The sequence below is a fragment of the Enterococcus sp. 12C11_DIV0727 genome, assembly GCF_002148425.2.
GTDB lineage: Bacteria > Bacillota > Bacilli > Lactobacillales > Enterococcaceae > Enterococcus_L > Enterococcus_L lemimoniae.
Genome location: NZ_CP147248.1, coordinates 2,346,880 through 2,364,663, shown reverse-complemented (window position 1 = coordinate 2,364,663; position 17,784 = coordinate 2,346,880). Strand labels below are relative to the sequence as shown.

At 34.3% G+C, this 17,784-nt stretch carries 14 protein-coding genes and 1 pseudogene; 8 read left to right on the top strand and 7 right to left on the bottom strand.

Annotated features, from left to right (window positions below):
• Positions 1 to 10: 10 nt before the first annotated feature.
• The 3 genes from A5866_RS11190 to A5866_RS11180 are packed head-to-tail and all read left to right on the top strand — an operon-like array spanning position 11 to position 3,425.
• The gene (locus A5866_RS11190) at positions 11 to 2,065 is read left to right on the top strand and encodes a hypothetical protein (protein WP_086445351.1); all 2,055 of its coding nucleotides are present in this window, start codon (positions 11 to 13) and stop codon (positions 2,063 to 2,065) included.
• A 19-nt stretch (positions 2,066 to 2,084) separates the two neighbouring features.
• On the top strand, positions 2,085 to 3,071 hold the full coding sequence (locus A5866_RS11185; protein WP_069640025.1) for a hypothetical protein: 987 nt from the start codon (positions 2,085 to 2,087) through the stop codon (positions 3,069 to 3,071).
• Between the two features lie 33 nt (positions 3,072 to 3,104).
• Positions 3,105 to 3,425: a hypothetical protein gene (locus A5866_RS11180; protein WP_069640024.1), complete on the top strand. Its 321-nt coding sequence runs from the start codon at positions 3,105 to 3,107 to the stop codon at positions 3,423 to 3,425.
• A gap of 41 nt (positions 3,426 to 3,466) precedes the next feature.
• Here A5866_RS11180 and A5866_RS11175 read toward each other — a convergent pair whose 3' ends face one another.
• Positions 3,467 to 3,676, bottom strand: a complete 210-nt coding sequence (locus tag A5866_RS11175) for a helix-turn-helix domain-containing protein (protein WP_086445365.1) — start codon at positions 3,674 to 3,676, stop codon at positions 3,467 to 3,469.
• Positions 3,677 to 4,008: 332 nt separating this feature from the next.
• On the opposite strand from A5866_RS11175, the gene A5866_RS11170 reads away from it, so the two are divergent.
• The 4 genes from A5866_RS11170 to A5866_RS11155 all read left to right on the top strand — a co-directional run bounded on the left by A5866_RS11170 (position 4,009) and on the right by A5866_RS11155 (position 7,306).
• Positions 4,009 to 4,176 carry a hypothetical protein gene (locus tag A5866_RS11170; protein ID WP_254907623.1) on the top strand — a complete coding sequence of 56 codons (168 nt, stop codon included), beginning with the start codon at positions 4,009 to 4,011 and terminating at the stop codon, positions 4,174 to 4,176.
• Between the two features lie 513 nt (positions 4,177 to 4,689).
• The gene (locus A5866_RS11165; protein WP_086445366.1) at positions 4,690 to 5,004 is read left to right on the top strand and encodes a hypothetical protein; all 315 of its coding nucleotides are present in this window, start codon (positions 4,690 to 4,692) and stop codon (positions 5,002 to 5,004) included.
• Between the two features lie 338 nt (positions 5,005 to 5,342).
• Entirely contained in the window at positions 5,343 to 5,570 is a 228-nt protein-coding gene (locus tag A5866_RS11160) for a hypothetical protein (RefSeq protein ID WP_086445368.1), read from the top strand.
• A 104-nt stretch (positions 5,571 to 5,674) separates the two neighbouring features.
• Positions 5,675 to 7,306 carry a TPM domain-containing protein gene (locus tag A5866_RS11155; protein ID WP_176332611.1) on the top strand — a complete coding sequence of 544 codons (1,632 nt, stop codon included), beginning with the start codon at positions 5,675 to 5,677 and terminating at the stop codon, positions 7,304 to 7,306.
• A 69-nt stretch (positions 7,307 to 7,375) separates the two neighbouring features.
• Here A5866_RS11155 and A5866_RS11150 read toward each other — a convergent pair whose 3' ends face one another.
• The 3 genes from A5866_RS11150 to A5866_RS11140 all read right to left on the bottom strand — a co-directional run bounded on the left by A5866_RS11150 (position 7,376) and on the right by A5866_RS11140 (position 10,425).
• A complete protein-coding gene (locus A5866_RS11150) occupies positions 7,376 to 8,344 on the bottom strand; it encodes a GH25 family lysozyme (protein ID WP_086445370.1) in 969 nt (322 codons plus the stop codon).
• Positions 8,345 to 8,535: 191 nt separating this feature from the next.
• The gene (locus A5866_RS11145) at positions 8,536 to 9,582 is read right to left on the bottom strand and encodes a bifunctional transcriptional activator/DNA repair enzyme AdaA (RefSeq protein ID WP_086445371.1); all 1,047 of its coding nucleotides are present in this window, start codon (positions 9,580 to 9,582) and stop codon (positions 8,536 to 8,538) included.
• 15 nt (positions 9,583 to 9,597) lie between these two features.
• The gene (locus A5866_RS11140; protein ID WP_086445372.1) at positions 9,598 to 10,425 is read right to left on the bottom strand and encodes an isocitrate lyase/PEP mutase family protein; all 828 of its coding nucleotides are present in this window, start codon (positions 10,423 to 10,425) and stop codon (positions 9,598 to 9,600) included.
• 884 nt (positions 10,426 to 11,309) lie between these two features.
• On the opposite strand from A5866_RS11140, the gene A5866_RS11135 reads away from it, so the two are divergent.
• Entirely contained in the window at positions 11,310 to 15,593 is a 4,284-nt protein-coding gene (locus tag A5866_RS11135) for an LPXTG cell wall anchor domain-containing protein (protein ID WP_086445374.1), read from the top strand.
• A 505-nt stretch (positions 15,594 to 16,098) separates the two neighbouring features.
• On the opposite strand, the pseudogene A5866_RS11130 reads toward A5866_RS11135, so the two are convergent.
• From A5866_RS11130 to A5866_RS11120, 3 genes and pseudogenes are all read right to left on the bottom strand, one after another.
• Positions 16,099 to 16,380 (bottom strand): annotated as a pseudogene (locus A5866_RS11130) (amidinotransferase); the annotation flags it as partial.
• A gap of 140 nt (positions 16,381 to 16,520) precedes the next feature.
• Positions 16,521 to 17,276: a peptidoglycan amidohydrolase family protein gene (locus A5866_RS11125; RefSeq protein WP_086445375.1), complete on the bottom strand. Its 756-nt coding sequence runs from the start codon at positions 17,274 to 17,276 to the stop codon at positions 16,521 to 16,523.
• A gap of 41 nt (positions 17,277 to 17,317) precedes the next feature.
• Positions 17,318 to 17,662: a hypothetical protein gene (locus tag A5866_RS11120; RefSeq protein WP_086277638.1), complete on the bottom strand. Its 345-nt coding sequence runs from the start codon at positions 17,660 to 17,662 to the stop codon at positions 17,318 to 17,320.
• Positions 17,663 to 17,784: the final 122 nt, after the last annotated feature.

Sequence of the window (17,784 nt, the reverse complement as noted above, 5' to 3'; positions counted from 1 at the left end):
GAGGGATAAAATGGCTGTAAAAATTACTCAAATAAATGATCTAAGTGAATTACAGACGAAAATTAGTCAATATAGTACATCCATGTCCGATGCAGCAAATGCGGCTCAAACAACCTTTAGTTCAAAACTGGATGGATCAGAAGCAGAGTCTGTTAACCAATTCGTTGGTGTAATGAATCAATTGAAATCTGACGCATTTGCTCAACTTCCGCAAGCCACCACAAACTTTGCACAAGCGCTACAAAATTATCATTCAGCGTTAACAGGGGCGGGGTTTAATAACCTAATAAAATCTGTAAAACCCACAGTAGAAGATGAATATTGCCAGAAGGTAACCAGTACTGAATATCAAAAATTTGAAGAAAAAGCAAATGGTATTAAAACTGTTATCAATGAAATTGCAGGAGTCTTACCAGAAGTATCAGATTCCAAAATAGAAACTCATTTAACTAGCCTTCAGACTGAATTACAAAATAAAACAAATGAGATTAAAACTACACGTTCAACGGTACAAGAAGCACAAACTGCTTTTAAAGCGGCATTAGAAGCCGTAACCGCTGAATTAACTCAGTGTGTTTCCTCTATCGAAAATACGATGAATATTACAGATCCAAAGAGCGGATTAAAGCCAGCAAATATGATAAAACTTATTTCACAGGGCTTTGGTAATGCTATAGTTTCTGGTAAAATGAATAAAAAGGATGTAGAAGCACTAAATTATTTAGGTGAAGGCGAATATGACAAGCTATTCAAACTAGATCCAAATCAACTCAGCGATCAGCTCCATGGTGTTTTAACAAATAAAGTAATTGATCAAGTTACTTTGGGGGAGGATGCTCCGCCTGATTTAGAAAAATTTTTGAGTGCGTTACTTTCACAAACTGGTGAAGGTGCACAGGCTAGAGTTGCTAAATATCTAGAAAAATTCTCAGAACAAACTGCGCTCCAATTTGCACAGCTTAGTGCAATTCTAATGCTAGATAATAGTGACCCCGATTTACTTTCTAGATATGATAAAGTAAGAGCTGTAGATACTCTTTTTGAATCATTATATGTTTTAAATCCAGTAAAAAGGTCTATGGAAGATTGGGGCTTTGGTTCTCAATGGGTAAACTACTATTCTAAATTAGAAGGTTTGCACTTTGGAACCGACGGTGATGTTTCTTTTGATTTAAAGAATTATAAGTCTCTTTCTGGATATGAGGAATATGGACTAAAAAATGGCGTTAAAGAAATTGATAGTATTCGTTATGATGATGCCTTCGAATTCTCTAAAGCACAAGATAATCAAAGATTAGCAGAGCTAAGAGTTAAAAAAGCGCAATTTGTTAATGAAGTCCTTCTAACTTCCGCAAGTGTATTTTTAGGAATTTTTGCACCTGAAGTTGCAGGTGTGATTGGCATCGTTTCAGCAATTGCTAATGCTGCTGGTACTGTCAGTGGTGGGTTGAATCAAACTAAAAGTATGAATGAATTGTTCGATAAAGGAATCATCAATTATCAAAAACAACGCTTTGGAGATGATGAAAAAGGTTTTAAAGCCTGGGAAAAAAATTATGAAAATAATAAAAAAACAAGAATTCGAGGTGGTGCTGGAGACATCATGGGTGGCATTGCAGATCTATGGTCTAACTGGGATCAAATGGCTAAAGATATTGATGCGCAAGAAATGAAAATTCTCCACAATATCTTAGATATTGGTGGACTGGAAATTTCAGAGAATGATACAATCACGCATACCATACTAACACCTGTTGATAAAATGACCTTTGAACAACAACTTAGACTTATAGATTTTACAGAGAACGGATATCAAAGTTTCTTTGATCAACTGGATACTAGTGCTGAACAAGATATACTCAACGCCTTAAAAAATAAAGGGAAGAAAAATGAAGACATCCTCCCCGTGATAGATTTCATTAAAAATGGCGGGGATCTGTCCAAAGTAAATATTGATCAAATTCAAAACGTTTTAAGGGATGCAATTAAAAATACAAATTTAAATAATAAAGAACAACTCGCTAAAGATGCAAGTAGATGGTTTATGGATCCTAAAAACAAATAGACTTGGGGAGAAACTGTACATGAAAAAAAAATATATTTCAATACTTATCTTAGTCCTCGTTATTGGGGTCGTCATCTTCCTTTTCCTGAAAGAATCAAAAAAGAAAGAAGAGTTTGATATCCTAAAAGTTACTGAGCGATGGATTACTGGTTCAAAACCTGACATCACTGGAATAGATTGGCTAAACAACAATCAATGGTTACTGGTAAGTGCAAAAAGTCCAAAATTACCCAAGAGTTATTATGAAGATAATAAAAGTATTGAATATGAAACGACTTCCCCAATTATTGGGCTAACAAAGTTAATTCTAATAGATCAAGAACGTTTTTCTTCCATGAATAGTGGAGATAAACCTGATTTTTCTGTAACATATCATTTAGATGTATATTCAATTGAAAGAAAATCAATAAAAAAAATGAAGGATATAGATTTACAAAAGAAAGTTAAAGAAATAGACAAAGATTATACCATGGACAATATATATGATTTTACTTATGATGAAAAATTTGTTCGATTTTCAATTCAAGGACTAAAAGAGTTTTACTACCTTCGTTTATCAGACGAACAGATTATAAAGGAATCTGAAATGGATCGAGAGATACTGAAGAAAACTGCTGAAGAAAAACAAGTTCCAAAAGAATATAAATTTATTTCAGCTACAAATTTCCAAGATAGAAAAATTGTTGATAATAGCGGATTTTTTGTTTCATTAACTAACCCTAATCAACAAGTTTTAATAGGAAGTAAAAAAGAAAATTCAAAACTAATTGCTTTAGAAGAACAATATCCAGAAACAAAAAAAATCTTTGATACTGACGGATTTGGTTACATCAACTATTCTCAAGCTCCCCCGTCTGCAGAAGAACTTGCAAAACTGTTAGTTCCCAAAAATACAGATCCTTGGGAAGATGTAGTTCTTGATTCTAAATATAGTAAAGATAACGAAGAACACACTATTCACTCCATTGAAGAATTCTTAAAATGGTATTCTGAAGAAGAAAACTAATTGTTTAAACTCTAAACAACGTGAGGTGAAAAAATGCAAAAAATTGAAGTAGGAACTATAAAAAGTACACTTATATCAAATGATTTACCAGAAATTATGGAGTCTGTTAGCACTTCAATAACAGATGATAGCAAATCAGTATTAGAAAGTGCTATGAAACAACTAGGTAGCTGCAATAAGCAACTAGGTAAAAGTTTAAAGCAGCTTAACACATATGTTGACAGTATGGCTGAAGCGTTCGAGGATGCTGATAAGCAAGCAAGCGATTTAATGAATCAAAATACTGCAACTTTGGTAAGTAGTTCTAATAGCCGTTCAAGTGGCACTAAAGGATATTTAGAATTGATTTCGTAAAAAATAGAGTTAATTTCATTTGCTGAAATTAACTCTATTTTTTATCTATCTTCAGAAACAAACTCCATAATATCCCCTGGTTGACAATCAAGAGCCACACATATCCTCTCAATAACATCCATCGATACTTTTTCATTTGCAGAGAGCTTCGCTAAAGTAGCCGTTCCTATCCCTATTTCTTTACGTAGTTGTGTTTTTGTCATTTCTTTATCTATCAACAACTTCCATAATCGATTATAAATTATCGTCATCTGCCTTAACCTCCCATTTTCTACTAACTATATCCTCAGTATAAAATGTAGATATTCCACAGTCAACATAATAAATTCGTTTAATTGAACAAATAATTCTTAAAACGGAATAAGATCGTTGACGAAATATTCTATTTGCGGCATTATATATTCATTAAAGCGAATATTAAATTCTTTTTATTGAACACAAAGGAGGATTGACTATAAACAAAAAGAAGCAGAGCTTTAATGATTAAGAAATGAATTTCTTAATCATTAAAACTCCACCCTAGACGAGTTGAGTATATCATACATTTAAGAAATTCTCCAAAAAAATTTGAAGGAGAATCACAATGAATACAATAAAACAGTTAACTATTAAAAATGACAGAAATCAACCAATTAAAAGTATCAGCCATCAAGATATCTACTCATTACATGACCTTTTAGAACAACTCAATTCTTGGCAAAATGCCCTGAATCTACTAAATTATTTTTTAGTGATAAACAAAGACCCGTAAATAAGAAAAAAATCGCAAGTAATTACTATGCATGCTCTCAAATTTTCTCTGCCTTCCATAACGACTTTTCACAAGCATTGCAGGAAATGGAGAAACAAATTACAGAGTTGAGACAAAAAGAAAAAATTAAATATTAAGTAACAATCAAAGTGAAAAATTACTCTAATTAGTAGTTTTTTACTTTTTTTGTTAAGTGTAAAATATTTATCCAGTCTTTATGTTAAACTTAATATAAAGACTCATTTAGAATGTACGTTAGATATGAAAAAAAACGAAGCTAGCGATATTAAATAAAGAAAAAATAATACTTGAAATGTGTTCGTAACTAATGAAAAAAGAAACCTTAAAAGCATATTCCGATGGCAATGTTACCTTAGATGATTTTGTGGAGCGATTGATAACAGATAAAAGATTGCGTGAGTATTTTAAAGCTTAGATCATGTTTATATATCTAGAGCTTAGTAATACAGCTTCTCTTAACTTAGATAAATTAAAATAAAGGGCTGATAAACAATGGGCAAAGAAAATTTTAAAATTATGAGGAAATCTACTGAAAATAAAAATACAATTTATGAAGATCCATCTTGTATCGTGAATTGCAATGTTGCAGACTTTAGAGATGAAGTTTATTGGACAATTATATTATCCGTCCATACTAACGAGACCATGCAACAAATACAATTGACAAACGAACAAGAATTAGAAGTCTATAGAAGAATTAATTATTTGACGTTGAAAGATTTAAATAAACAGATATATGTTAGCAGATTAGGTTTTATAGAAGAAGCTCCTCAGTCCTTAGACGTCCCTTTATTAGATTGGAAGTGAAGAATTGTCCTCAATGGTAAGTAATCTAATTAAATTTCGCAATCTAAAAAATATTGAATATCATTGTAAACAAGTTTTAAAATTAATTAAGAACAATTATCCAAATGATAATTCAAACTATAGCTTAGCTAGAATTGAACGTTCTATAAACCATATTCTAGAACAAATCGACGGTAGTGAAACAATTACTAGTACGATTAATCTCATGGATTTAACAAGACATTTTGTTGATGATACTGGGAATTATAACGATCCTATATTGATAGAGCTCGAACATGTGTATCAAAAAATAGAAAAGATAAAAAAAGAATCATAGCAGCTCTAGGAGGAACATAGTGATGACACACTCTCAATCTAAACAATTTGGAACAGATCAGATTCTATTGAAACAAGAGGGAAAAGAACTCTTAAATGAATTAAATTTAAGAATTAGTGATTCGACTGGTATTCATAAAAAATTATATGAAAAAATTTATTTAGAAGTTCGCTTAATGACTGGTACTATTGAAAATAGTAATCAAAAAAAGGGCAGAATTTCCTACCATAGATTCATAGTAGATCAGTAGGATTTTTCAGACGAATTAGGGATTAGGCTATTAAATTTTAAAGAACAGTATTTGAACTTAAAAAAATGAGCAATAACTACACCAACACAACAAAAAGGAGCAAAATGAACTCAAATCACACACATAAAAAACACATACACTTTACCAACCCAAACTTGCTTAAAATAATCCTTTTTCTCACTACCCTTTTCCTATTCACACTCTCCACCCCACAAACCAGCTCAGCCGAAAGCTTCTTCGTCGACGATCAAGCTAGTCTATTAAGCGACGAAACAAAACAAGCGATCATCCAAGCAAACGAATCAGATTTCAAACAACTAACTGGTCATCCACAATTTGTTCTAAAGACCATCAAGAAATTACCCAAAAATGAAACGATCGAAACCTATGCAGATAAAACCTTTCAAACGTTAGGAATCGGCAATAAAGACCTGAATAACGGCTTTTTATTTGTCATTGCAGTATCTGATCGGAAATATCGTTTAGAAGTTGGATATGGTGTAGAAGACGTGATTACAGATAGTATGAAACGTGACATTGTCCCCACAAGTGTGGAACAATTATTTCGCGAAGAAAAGTATGATCAAGGTTTGACGATCATCAGTCATAATATCATTTCTATCGTTAACGAACGTTATGGCAATTACGAAGTAGCGAAAAAGGAAGTTCAGGATTTAGAACAAGCAAGTAATTCTTATGTTGAGGGACACTATCACTACACAGAACCAAAAAAGAGTTTTTTTGACTATGTTGAAATTGTTCTAAGTTTTATTATGACTCATTTTATTGCTCTATTGCTCATTGCTGTAGGGATTATTATAAGCTACTTCTATTTTAGAAGCTTTTTAGTGAAACGCCTTTCAAAAATGTCTCTGTTTGATTCGATTCAAGAATTAAAAGTAAAGACATTGGGAAACGTTGATTTAAGTGAAAAAACACTGATTTCTCAGATCGAATCGTCACCTATTTGGATATTAATTCTCTCAAATTTTGCTAAATATCAATACTTACAACGCTATCTGGCAAAAATTTTATTTACAAGCGACATAATAAATTACTCAATTGAGATAGGAAAATATCGAACCCATCACTTAATAACTGCGAATAAAATGATTTACTACAAACTCTGTCTAGACATCAGCCAACGGTACTATGAAGAATATTCTCAGCATCTAATTGATTTTCTAACAGAGCCGCAGAAAATCGAGCAAGCAACAAAACAATTACGCTTGCAACTAAAAAAATCAGATAATGACTACTTAGAAATGTTGCAAACGATCGTTCAAGCAAGAGTTACATTCGTTCAAACAAGAAAGATTGTACAAGTCTACGTAAAAGCACATGTATCAAAGTCCTTTTACACAAAACAAAAAGAAAAATTACTCGTTTTACTCGTTTCATATCATCTGCTAAAAGGGAAAGATACTAGTAAAGAAGATTTTTTAAAAGAAGCTGGCAACTTTGAACAAGCATTACCTAAAGCTTTTAAAAAAGGAGAACGAGATTTCAAAAAAATTGAGTCAACTTATTATCCAAAAGCGATCCATGATCTTGATAAATGTTTATTTTTAGGAGAAATACCAGGAATCAATTTTGCTGACTATCAGACATTGCAGCATTTTAGTACCTCAAGTTATCGAAGTAGCAATTCTGGTGGTTCTTCCAGTAGTGGCGGAGGAGGAAGTTCCGGTGGTGGTGGATCATCTGGCGGTGGTGGTTTTTCTGGTGGCTGGTGACTTCAAAAAAAGTGGACAATTCTCAGTTTTTTCTGATCATTGTCCACTCTTTTCTATTCACTTACCTAATCAATTCTTCACCGCAAACAACGCTTCAGCAATTCCTGGCACTCCACAAGGTTCGCCATAATTCTTATGCGTTTGGATTACAGTATATTTTTTTCCTTGATACATAACTTCTTCCCCTTGATAATACTGAATCGGATTCAAATCTGTTCCCAACTTAAACTCAAGTGTAGAAATAAAACGACCAAGATAATCTACATTGGCATCAAATACACCCGTCACCCCTGCAAATTCTACCTGAGAACTCCATTGCCATGCTGCCGTATCTGAATGTAACAAGTTCTCATTCGACGGTGATTTTGGCCATTCTGCAACCCAACTATTTTCCTTGCCTAAAACTGGAAATTCCAACCAATTGTTCGTAAACCAGCTAGCCATACTATAATGGATCACATGATTAAACCCGCGTTTATTTAGTTGGTTTTTAAAAGCTGTCGATGTGATTGTAACGTCTGCCGGAATCATTTCCCCTTCTTCTGCATCATTGACCATGATCGTTTCTGGATTTAACCCAAGTTCTTGCGTAAAGTCCGCAAAGTAATTGGCTTCTTCCACCGCTTTTTGCTCATCCACAAACCAAGAATAATGATACGTTGACACTGTCAGTCCTGCTTTTTTAGCATTTTCAATTTGAATCTTAGCAAAAGGATTTTTATAAGTCGTGTATTCTGTCAATTTTACGACTACTCCTTTAACCCCTTGAGCATTCATTTTTTTGTATGCATCTACAGATATTTCACCATTCCAAGAAGAAATATCGATAAAATCCGCTCTTGGAAGATGCTCTTGTGTGTATGGTAATGAAGTTTGTCGGCTTTTGCTAGACTGCTCGGCCTTCTTTACATTATTTCCCATAACATGATTATTGGTATCGTTGATCATTCTGTCTTGTGCAAACACTTGTGTACTAGTAGAAAATAATACCGCACCGCCTAAGCATGCAAACACTAAATTCAATAACACTTTTTTCATAAAAATAACCACTCTTCCTCTTAAAGACTTAGTAGATAAACTTACTTACATCTTTACATTAACATGTTTTTATACCTCTTTTAGCTCAAAACAGTAGCTTCTATGTAGTTTTTTGAACAAAATAAAATAACGTTCGTTACAAAAAAGATCATTCTCTTTCTTATAGTGAAAGAAAATAATCTTTTCTATTTTTAGTGATATTCCCGTTCATGCTTCAACAACCACTTCTTCCGCTCCAAACCACCGCCATAACCACCTAAACTACCATCAGTCTGAATCACGCGATGACAGGGAATAATAATCGCTAACTGATTAGCGCCATTCGCATTCCCCACGGCCCGCATCCCTTTTGGGTTACCGATCGTAGCAGCCAATTCTTTATACGAAGACGTTTTACCACGATCAATTTCGGTCAACGCTTGCCACACACTCTTTTGAAAATCTGACCCTAAGCATAGATAGGGTGTTTGAAATTCATCCAGCTTCTTTTCAAAATACAGATCCAATTCTGCTTTGATCTGTTCATTGATCTTGGTCTTACCTGGGACGATGGAAGCATTCAGTCGATTACGTAGGCGTTCAATTTCTCGTTCCAAGCCACGGCGATCCACAAACTCCAATAAATACAGATAGTCATCATCCGCAATACTCATCATTGGGCCTAAAATCGTATCGATCCAATCGGCTGATAATATTTTGATTTCTTTCGATTGTTTTGGATTTCTACCCATGATTTTTGAAAAAGCATCGTAAAAACCACTTGGTGAATCATAGCCGACATCCAACTGCGTATCGATTCGTTTCTCCCCATTTTTGATTGATTTCAAGGCCATCCCCATCCTTCTTGAGCGTGCGTATTGAACAAAGGTCATGCCATACACTTTTTTAAATTGTCTTCTAGCAGTCATTGAGTGAATACCCAACTCTGCGAAATCTTGGTCTTTCCAACGTTTTTCAGGATTTTCTTCGACTAATTCCACCATTTGCTGCACTAAAAGCGGGATTTCTCTTGGATAAGATAGTGGTTTACAGCGTTTGCAAGGACGATAACCTGACAAAAGTGCCTCTTCAGCAGTTTCATAAAATGTACAATTTTCATACTTCGGTTTTCTTGCAGGACATGTTGCGTGGCAAAAGACACCAGTAGAGCTGATCCCAACAAAGAAAATACCATCATATGTTGAATCTTTTGCTAGCAAGGCTTGATAGTAATGCTTTTTTTCTTTTTCGCTGATCATTGAGCATTCCCCTTTCTACTTTATTCTAAATAATTCAATCTGATCTTGCTCCTCGTATTGAGCTAAGTCAGCCAGTAACGATGTGTAAAATGTAATTAAATCGTCTGTTTCATATTCATTATAAAGCATATAGATCGAAGGTCCAAAGCTGATTCTTGAAATTCCTGTATCTAAATAATCTGCAATGGAGTCGTTTTGGAGATCTAGCATAATATTGATCGGTAACGTAATGGCTGCTGCTATTTGCTTAAGATGTTCTTGGTTTTTCAACCCTGGAATAAAAATACCGTCGATTCCATTTTTTTCATACGCTTTGATTCGTGCGATCGTTTGATTTAAGACTTGTTCATTTTGGTTGTTTGCAGCAATATCGCCACTAAAATAGGTATCTGTTCTTACGTTGATAAAAAGGTCTTTTTTCATGGCGTTAGTTTGTTGCTTGATGGCTAGTAGACGCTCACTTTGTTCTGCTTTGGAATACAGGGTTTCTGTATTTGGTTTTTTATCTTCAATATTGATCCCGATGACACCAATGTTGATGAGCGCTTCAATATTCTTTGCCAGCTCTAGTCCATTTGTAGCATATCCTGATTCAATATCTGCGGTAATGTAATTGTTTTGGGTATCCATTTGTCTTATGTAGCCTAGTAGTTCATCAAATGGCATATTTTCACCATCCTGATAGCCGTAATAATCTGACATTGCGTAACTACCTGTTGGAATTAAATTGATAGTTTGGGTCGTCAGCTCATCGGCACTGGCTACGTTCCAAATATTTAGTAAGACAAGTGGTTTCTTTTGTTGGTGAGCATTTCTGAAATGGGTTGTTTTGGTTTCGTTCATTGATCATCAGTCCCTTCGTTTTGTAGCTTTAGTGTACTGCTGATCGATAGAAGGTTCTTTCGAAAAATGAACATCAATTTTTTATTTTGATTTGGGGTTTGGTGATTTTCTAGTAGGGTGGCTTCTCTCTTCACACGCCTTGCATTGTTAATCATCCATTCTGGCGGAGCCAGTCATGGTGATTCACAACAAATAACCCACTCTTTGGGGAAGAGTGGGTAAAAGGAGTTAAAAAATGAAAAAGTGTTTTGTTAGGGTTGTTTGTTTGGTATGAATTTATAATAACCTGAAAGTGTGACTATTTTGTGTTGAAAGATAGGTTTCTTTATTACGATTGTTTGTCAGAAATCTGAAGTTTTAATTTAACTTACACAAGAATTAACAATTAAAACGCTACATTACTTTTAATCATTCTTTTGATCAAAAAAATTGATACAAATCATCAAAGCATGTACTTCGAAAAGTTTATTAAACATATTCTACATTTTATATCAATTGTATTCAAAAATCATATAGAAATCATATAGCATTTTTTCCACTTTCCTTAATTCTCTATAATACTCCTCACATAAATGGTCATATTTCCTGAACTTTATACAAAAATCAAAATAATTTTCTTCCAAGGTAAAAATTCTCTATCACCAAGCTATTTAGTACTTTTTCTAGAAAAGACCATTCTATAATACTTATTTTTATTATTATACGTCATTTGATTATCAAAAAATTGCAATTACAACGAAAAACGTGATAAATGTTTAACTTAAAAATAATGTAACTATACATTAAAATAATGTATAATTACATTTGATAAAACATGCAATTCATTAAGGCTTTATTTATTTACTATATGAATATTATTAAAAAAAGAAAGGTAGTGTGATTTAATGAATGACTCATGGAAAAAAGGTTCGTTTAAATTTATGTTGCTTTCTAGTGTGGCTCTCATAGGTTCTGGTATTCCTATACATGCACTGGCTGCAACAGTAGAACAAAAGTCATCTGTTCAGAAAGCGTTGGAAAAAGATTATAAGAGCATATTAGAAGAATACACCACAGCAAAAACAGAATATGAGGATACAAAAAAAGCATATGATATTGCCTTAGAAGACTACAATACCTCCAAAAACGAAGCTGATAAAACCTATGAAATAGCTGATCAACTTAAAACGACGTTAGACGGATTAAAAGAAACGTACAAAAAACAGTTAATGATTTTCGAAGAAGCGACAATGACTTATAACTCACATAAAGCTACATATGAAACAAATAAGTCTAGCTACGAAGCACATATTGATACTTACAACCAAGCAAAAGCTGCCTATGAAACAGAACAAAAACGTTATCAAGACACGGAAACAACTTTTCTCGACATGCAAACAGACTATTTAAGTGCTCAAGCTGAATACGAGCTATTGAACAAGGATGCTGAGGAAAAAAGAACAAGCTACGAAAATTTAAGAGTGGAATACGAAACAAAACGAAAAGTTTACGAAGATGCTGCAACAGCTTATAGAACCATTCAAACAGCATACAATGATGCAAAAAATAAGTACAATACGCAACTATCAGACTATAATTCGCAAAAACTTTCTTACGATACCTTACTTAACAACTACACTAATAAAAAAACAGTGTATGATACTAAAGCTACAGAATTCAACGTAGCAACAGAGGTATACAATACCTTAAAAACAGAACTTGAAACAGCAAAAACCAGCTATACCGAAGTAAAAACTGACTATGATAAAGCACTTGAGAAATATAATGTACTACTAACTGAATATAATGATACAAAAACAACGTATATAGCGGATAAAGCAACTTATGAAAAACGTTTATCAGAATTAACGGTGACCATAAGTGATTATGAACGAAAACTTACTGAGTATAATAAAATTAAAGAAGAATATAACATTACAAAACAAGCGTACGAAAAAGCAAAAACAACTTATGAAACTTTATCTAGTCAACTTAAAGAATTAGCCATTCAATATGAAACAGAACGTACGGCCTATGAAACCGAAAAGACAGCCTTTGACCAAAAAACGAAAACATATGAAACTGCAAAAACAACTTATGATCAACAAAAATCTGCCTATGATGCTAATTTGATTGCTTATGAAACTGATTTAGCTACCTACAATGAAAAAAGAGCAGCCGCTGAAGCCATTCTAAAAAAGTATGAAGAAGGCACAGTGGAATATTCAACAGCTTTGGCCTCTTATAATGAAAATAATACTCGTTATAACGAAGTGGACAAAGAATATCAACAAGTAAAAGAACAAGTTAAACAACTCAATACAAAGTTCAAAGACGTACAAACAGCTTATGACACTGCAACAGCTGATTATCAAAAAATTGCCACTTCCTATCAGTCTATTAGGCAACAATATGATACTCTTTTAGCACAATGCGAGCGAGCGAATACTGATTATCAAAAATTGGAAAAAGAGTACCAAACAATCAGTACGAACTATACACAAGTAATCAATGTCTATGAAGAAACAGAATCTGCCTATCAAGCAGCAGTCACAGAGTCTACTGAAGTAAAACATCAATATGACCTGTTAAAAGAAGCTTATGATGCTGTATTTGCTAAATTTACAAGCGGATCAGACGCTTTTGACATCATAGAAGCAAAATATAACGAGGCGAGCAAAATATATGATGCTGCTAATAAAAAATACGAACTAGCACGTGCCGAATATGACCGTCTTTTACCAGAATATCAAACACTATCAGAGGAATTAACTACACTAAAATCAGAATTGGCTGCAGCTAAAGTAGCTTTTTCAAAATTAGGCGAAACATTAGAAACAACTACAAAACAATACACCGCCTTAGAAACTCAATATACTAAAACAAAAGAAACTTATGATAAAGTAACAAAACAATTTGCTGCTTTAGATGCCGAATACATTATCGCCGAAACAGCCTATACCACAGCGGCAACTGCCCTTTCTAAAGTAAAAGAAACTTTTTTACTACGCGAGAAAGAATATACAGATTTAGCTGCTTACTATGTTGGTCTAAAAACAAAATATGAAGAAACTCTGAAAACCTATAATGCAACTCAAATCAAATTGGGTGAAATGACTGATGAGCAAACAGCTCACGAAAAAGAATTCGCCGCTGTTTCAAAAGAGTACACAGACTTGGGAAACTCCTTTGAAGAGCTTCATGAAAAGTATAGCGGAGTTAATACAGCCTACGGTGCTGCAAATGATGCGTGGAAAGCCGCTGATAAGGACTACCAACTAGCTGATGGAAAATTAAAAACTCTCACTGTCAATTACGATAAAGCTCTTACACTCTACACAAATCTAAAAACTAAATATGATCTTGCAAAGGAAAGTTTCACCACAGCAGCAAAACCATATGAGGATGCTCTTGCTGCTTATGAGAAGGCGGTTGTTGCTGAAGGTGAGATTAATGCTGCTATTACTGGAATGAATAACATTCTTGATGACTTTCCAGCTGACAAAATAACGCAAGAAAATCTTGATAATATTCCTGCTGACTTAGCATTGTGGCAAACTAAATACGAAACAGCTAAATTAGCTTTAACTAAAGCACTAAATGAATCGTGGCCAGTCATTATGGACTATCAAGACAAAAATGATAGTTACAATGCTAGTTCTATTAAACCAGAAATTACCCAAGATCTTATTTATGGACCAGAAGATTTTCGGTCTAAATTAGTAAATTTCATTGCTGAGGCTGAACATGTGATGGAGGATAATATTAATAGTTCTAAAGTGTATCAGAAATACTACCAATCATACAAAGCTTATTCTGATGCTTTCGATGTATACACTAGAGGATGGGGTGTAGGGAACGCTGGAGATCCTGACGATGAATTAGATTCTTGGATCGAAATTATTAACACTGCTGGAACCTTAGATTTCACTCCTATTGGCTATCCGAAAGAACGATTACAATCATTAAATACATCGAAGGATTGGGATAAATTTGTATCAACTTATGATTCAATTGCAGGTGGAGCAATTGAGAAACTTACGAATTATTCTAATTATCTAATGAGCGTTTCTGATAAATGGACAGTAGCAAATTCAACCATGGCTACTGCAATTGAAGAATTCAATTTAGCAACAGGCAACAATGTTAAAACACCTATAAACTTAGATAGAATTCCGACTTCGGTCACTACAAGTCTCAATGTTGCAACTGGAGCTTATCAAACAAGCTTAGATGCTTTTTATGCAGATCCTTATATTGAAGATGTTGGTTTTTCTCTATATGACTGGATAGAAATGGGGGGGGGAAGTTCAATAATCAATTGGCGAATGAGTACACAATCCGCGCTTGGAAAGGTTAATCTTCCACCTATTGATTTAAAAACAATTCAAACTGAATTAGATTCGCTAATACTCAAAAAAATAAATACTCCTGAAATTCCAACAGTACCAGATATGCCTGAAATTCCGACAAAGGCAGTAGGAATTAACACACCTAAAAAAGTCGAAAATATAACAGAACCAACAAATCCAGCGCTTGCACCTGCTGCAGCTTCAACAAAAATTATTGAAAATATCACAGGAATCAACTTACCTGCTTTAACAGATAAACATGCATCTACTCCTCCTAGTTCACTTGTAGAACTAGGTACTTCAGAAAATATAACTGATGTGGAATTAGATAGCGAAGAAGCTGAAGAAAGTATTCAACCTGATGCTCCTGTTGAACTAGAAGCGTTGGAAGATGTTACAGAGGTCGATCCTTTAGAGCAACCTGAAAAATTAGAAGAAGCTCCTATTGTTAACGCTCCAGGTATTCCAGAACTTGTAGCACCAGAGACTGTTGACCCAATAAAAACGCCTATAAAACAACCAATCGAACTTGCTGCACCAACGAAACCTACTGTACTAGAGGCTCCTCTCGCAGTCAATCTAGCCGAGGCGCCAGTAGCTCTAATTGATCCCAAGAAAAAGGAAGAAGCAAAAGGAGCTATTGTTCTAACAACTACTACGTTCGATGCAGTCTCTGATTTTTCAACTAAATCACTACCAAATACTCGTTCTGAAAGAAGACTACCAAATACAGGAACAGAATCTTCTCTAATGGGACAAGGAATGGGGGCCTTTATGGCAGGTGCCGCTGGATCTCTCCTTTTCTGGAAGAGAAGAAAAGGAAAACAAAGTAAATAGAATTTGTCTTCTAAATACAATAGACGATTATAAAAAATAAGCTGAACCACAAAAATTCAAAGAACAATTTTTGTGGTTAGCTTATTTGATTGTTTGTCTGTTTATCATCTATTCTGGTGGAGTCCGGATTGTTAACACAAGAGATTTATCAGCATCCACGCTCTCTTATTCACTTTTTCTTTGGTTTAGGTTTTTGTGATTCTCTAGTAAGGACACTTCGCTCTTTTTGGTCGCCAAGTATTGTTCATCATCCATTCTGGCAGAGCCAATCATGGTGATTCACAACAAATAACCCACTCTTTGGGGAAGAGTGGGAAAAGGAGTTAAAAAATGAAAAAGTGTTTTGTTAGGGTTGTTTGTTTGGTATGGATTTATAATAACCCGAAATTGTGACTTTTTTGTGTTCAAAAAGTGGCTTCTTTATTACAATTGTTTGGTGAAAGTCTGAATTTCTTTTCGTTTTATATAAGTTGCCAATTAGTTGGTTGTTCTTAATAAAGCCTGTGTAGTCCAAATATGCTAAAAGTGATTTCAGCCAATTGATACCATTTAAATTACTCGCCAAACCTGAATAGCCAACAAATATTGTTTTACCATATACTAAAACATCGCCACCTTCTAAAAATGGTCTAGATTCCTCAATTAAACTATCCCGAATCGGCAAAATTTCCAAGCGGCGATGGGCAAATCTCAAATTTCCTTCAATGACGAAATGACCAATGGTAAAGAATTGATCTCTTGAAAAGAAATTAGCATAACCGCGCCTACTCTGCTTTCCTAACTCTTTTTAACGGAGCAAATCCACTCTCTCTAAAGTTTTTTGTCATTAATCAGCACTCTATCTATCCTTACTTTTCCACCATTATAGCAAGATTTCCTTATTTTTTATAGATAAGACCTTTTCTAAATGTGTCGTCTCTCATTTGATCAATTGAAAAAACCAGATCCCCACGTTGTATCTGTACGACCGTCATCTGGTCCAACCGCTACATAACGCCGTGCACCACCATGACTGATATAACTGATCCAAACATAGCCATTGCTATGAATATAATGATCATAGTAGATCGTCATACCAGGTAGATAGTAGTCAAGTGCGGGACTGATCGCATCGTCCGGATTAGTATCTTGGCTGACTGCTAATTTTCTGTCTGGATAAAAAGGTCCCGTCATTGAGATTAAACCAACCAGTTGTTCTTGCGGCACGGGCTTGGGCGTTGAAGGTGTCGGCTGTGGTCTGCTTTCATTTCTTCCATAACGATAAATCGTCATTGCAGGACAACCGTTTAATCCCCAAATCGTATCATGGTTATTGATCGTGATGCCATTATAGCCATAATTGCAGTGAATGATGTTATCTTGATCATCTATAAAAATCCCTGTATGACCAGCTCCTCCTCCTGATGCTCCACGATTTCCCCAAATAAAAATATCTCCTGTTTTAGCTGGATAATTTCCAGTTCCATCTGCTTGTATCTTAGTCCAGCCAGCATTTTCTAAATGGGAGAAAAGAGTATCTGTATTGCCCATCATTCCAGAGTTTAAGAAACCACCATTAATCAAAGCGAGATAAACAGCGCTAGAACAATCATAGCTGTTTGGTCCTAACCTTGCATTCATCGAGTAAGTGACTTTTCCTTTTCGATCGGTCATCCATTGAATCATTTTTTCTATATTTTTCATTTTATTCACTCCTTGTTTTAACTTCTTTATGTGTTTATAACTCATAAAATTGTTTTTGCAATTTCTTGAACGTTTTGAAGAAGTTGTTCATCTTCCATCCAATTTTCAGCTTGAATCCACTGGTAAATCAATTTCATCTTTTCCCGAGTTTCAGGATCTTTAGTGACTGCTTGGTCGGATTCCATCAATTCGTAGACAAAGGTGTTGATAATCTCTACATCCAGTTTCGTTTGCATTTGAAGAATATATGTTAATGGCGGATTCCAGTGTTGGCTGGCAGCTAATTTAGCTTTTCCTCCAACTAAATCTGACCAGTTTAATTCTTTTTTTATTCTTATTTCATCGATTACTTGCCAGAAATCTTCGACTGTTTTGATTGTACGCATCGGTTTTACTCCTTTGGTTTCGTTAATATTAAATATTTGGCTGACTTTCTTTTATCTACCTATTTCGATCTTACTCTATTTTTATGTATATAAACTTTTAACTTACTGTTAAAAGTCTCCCG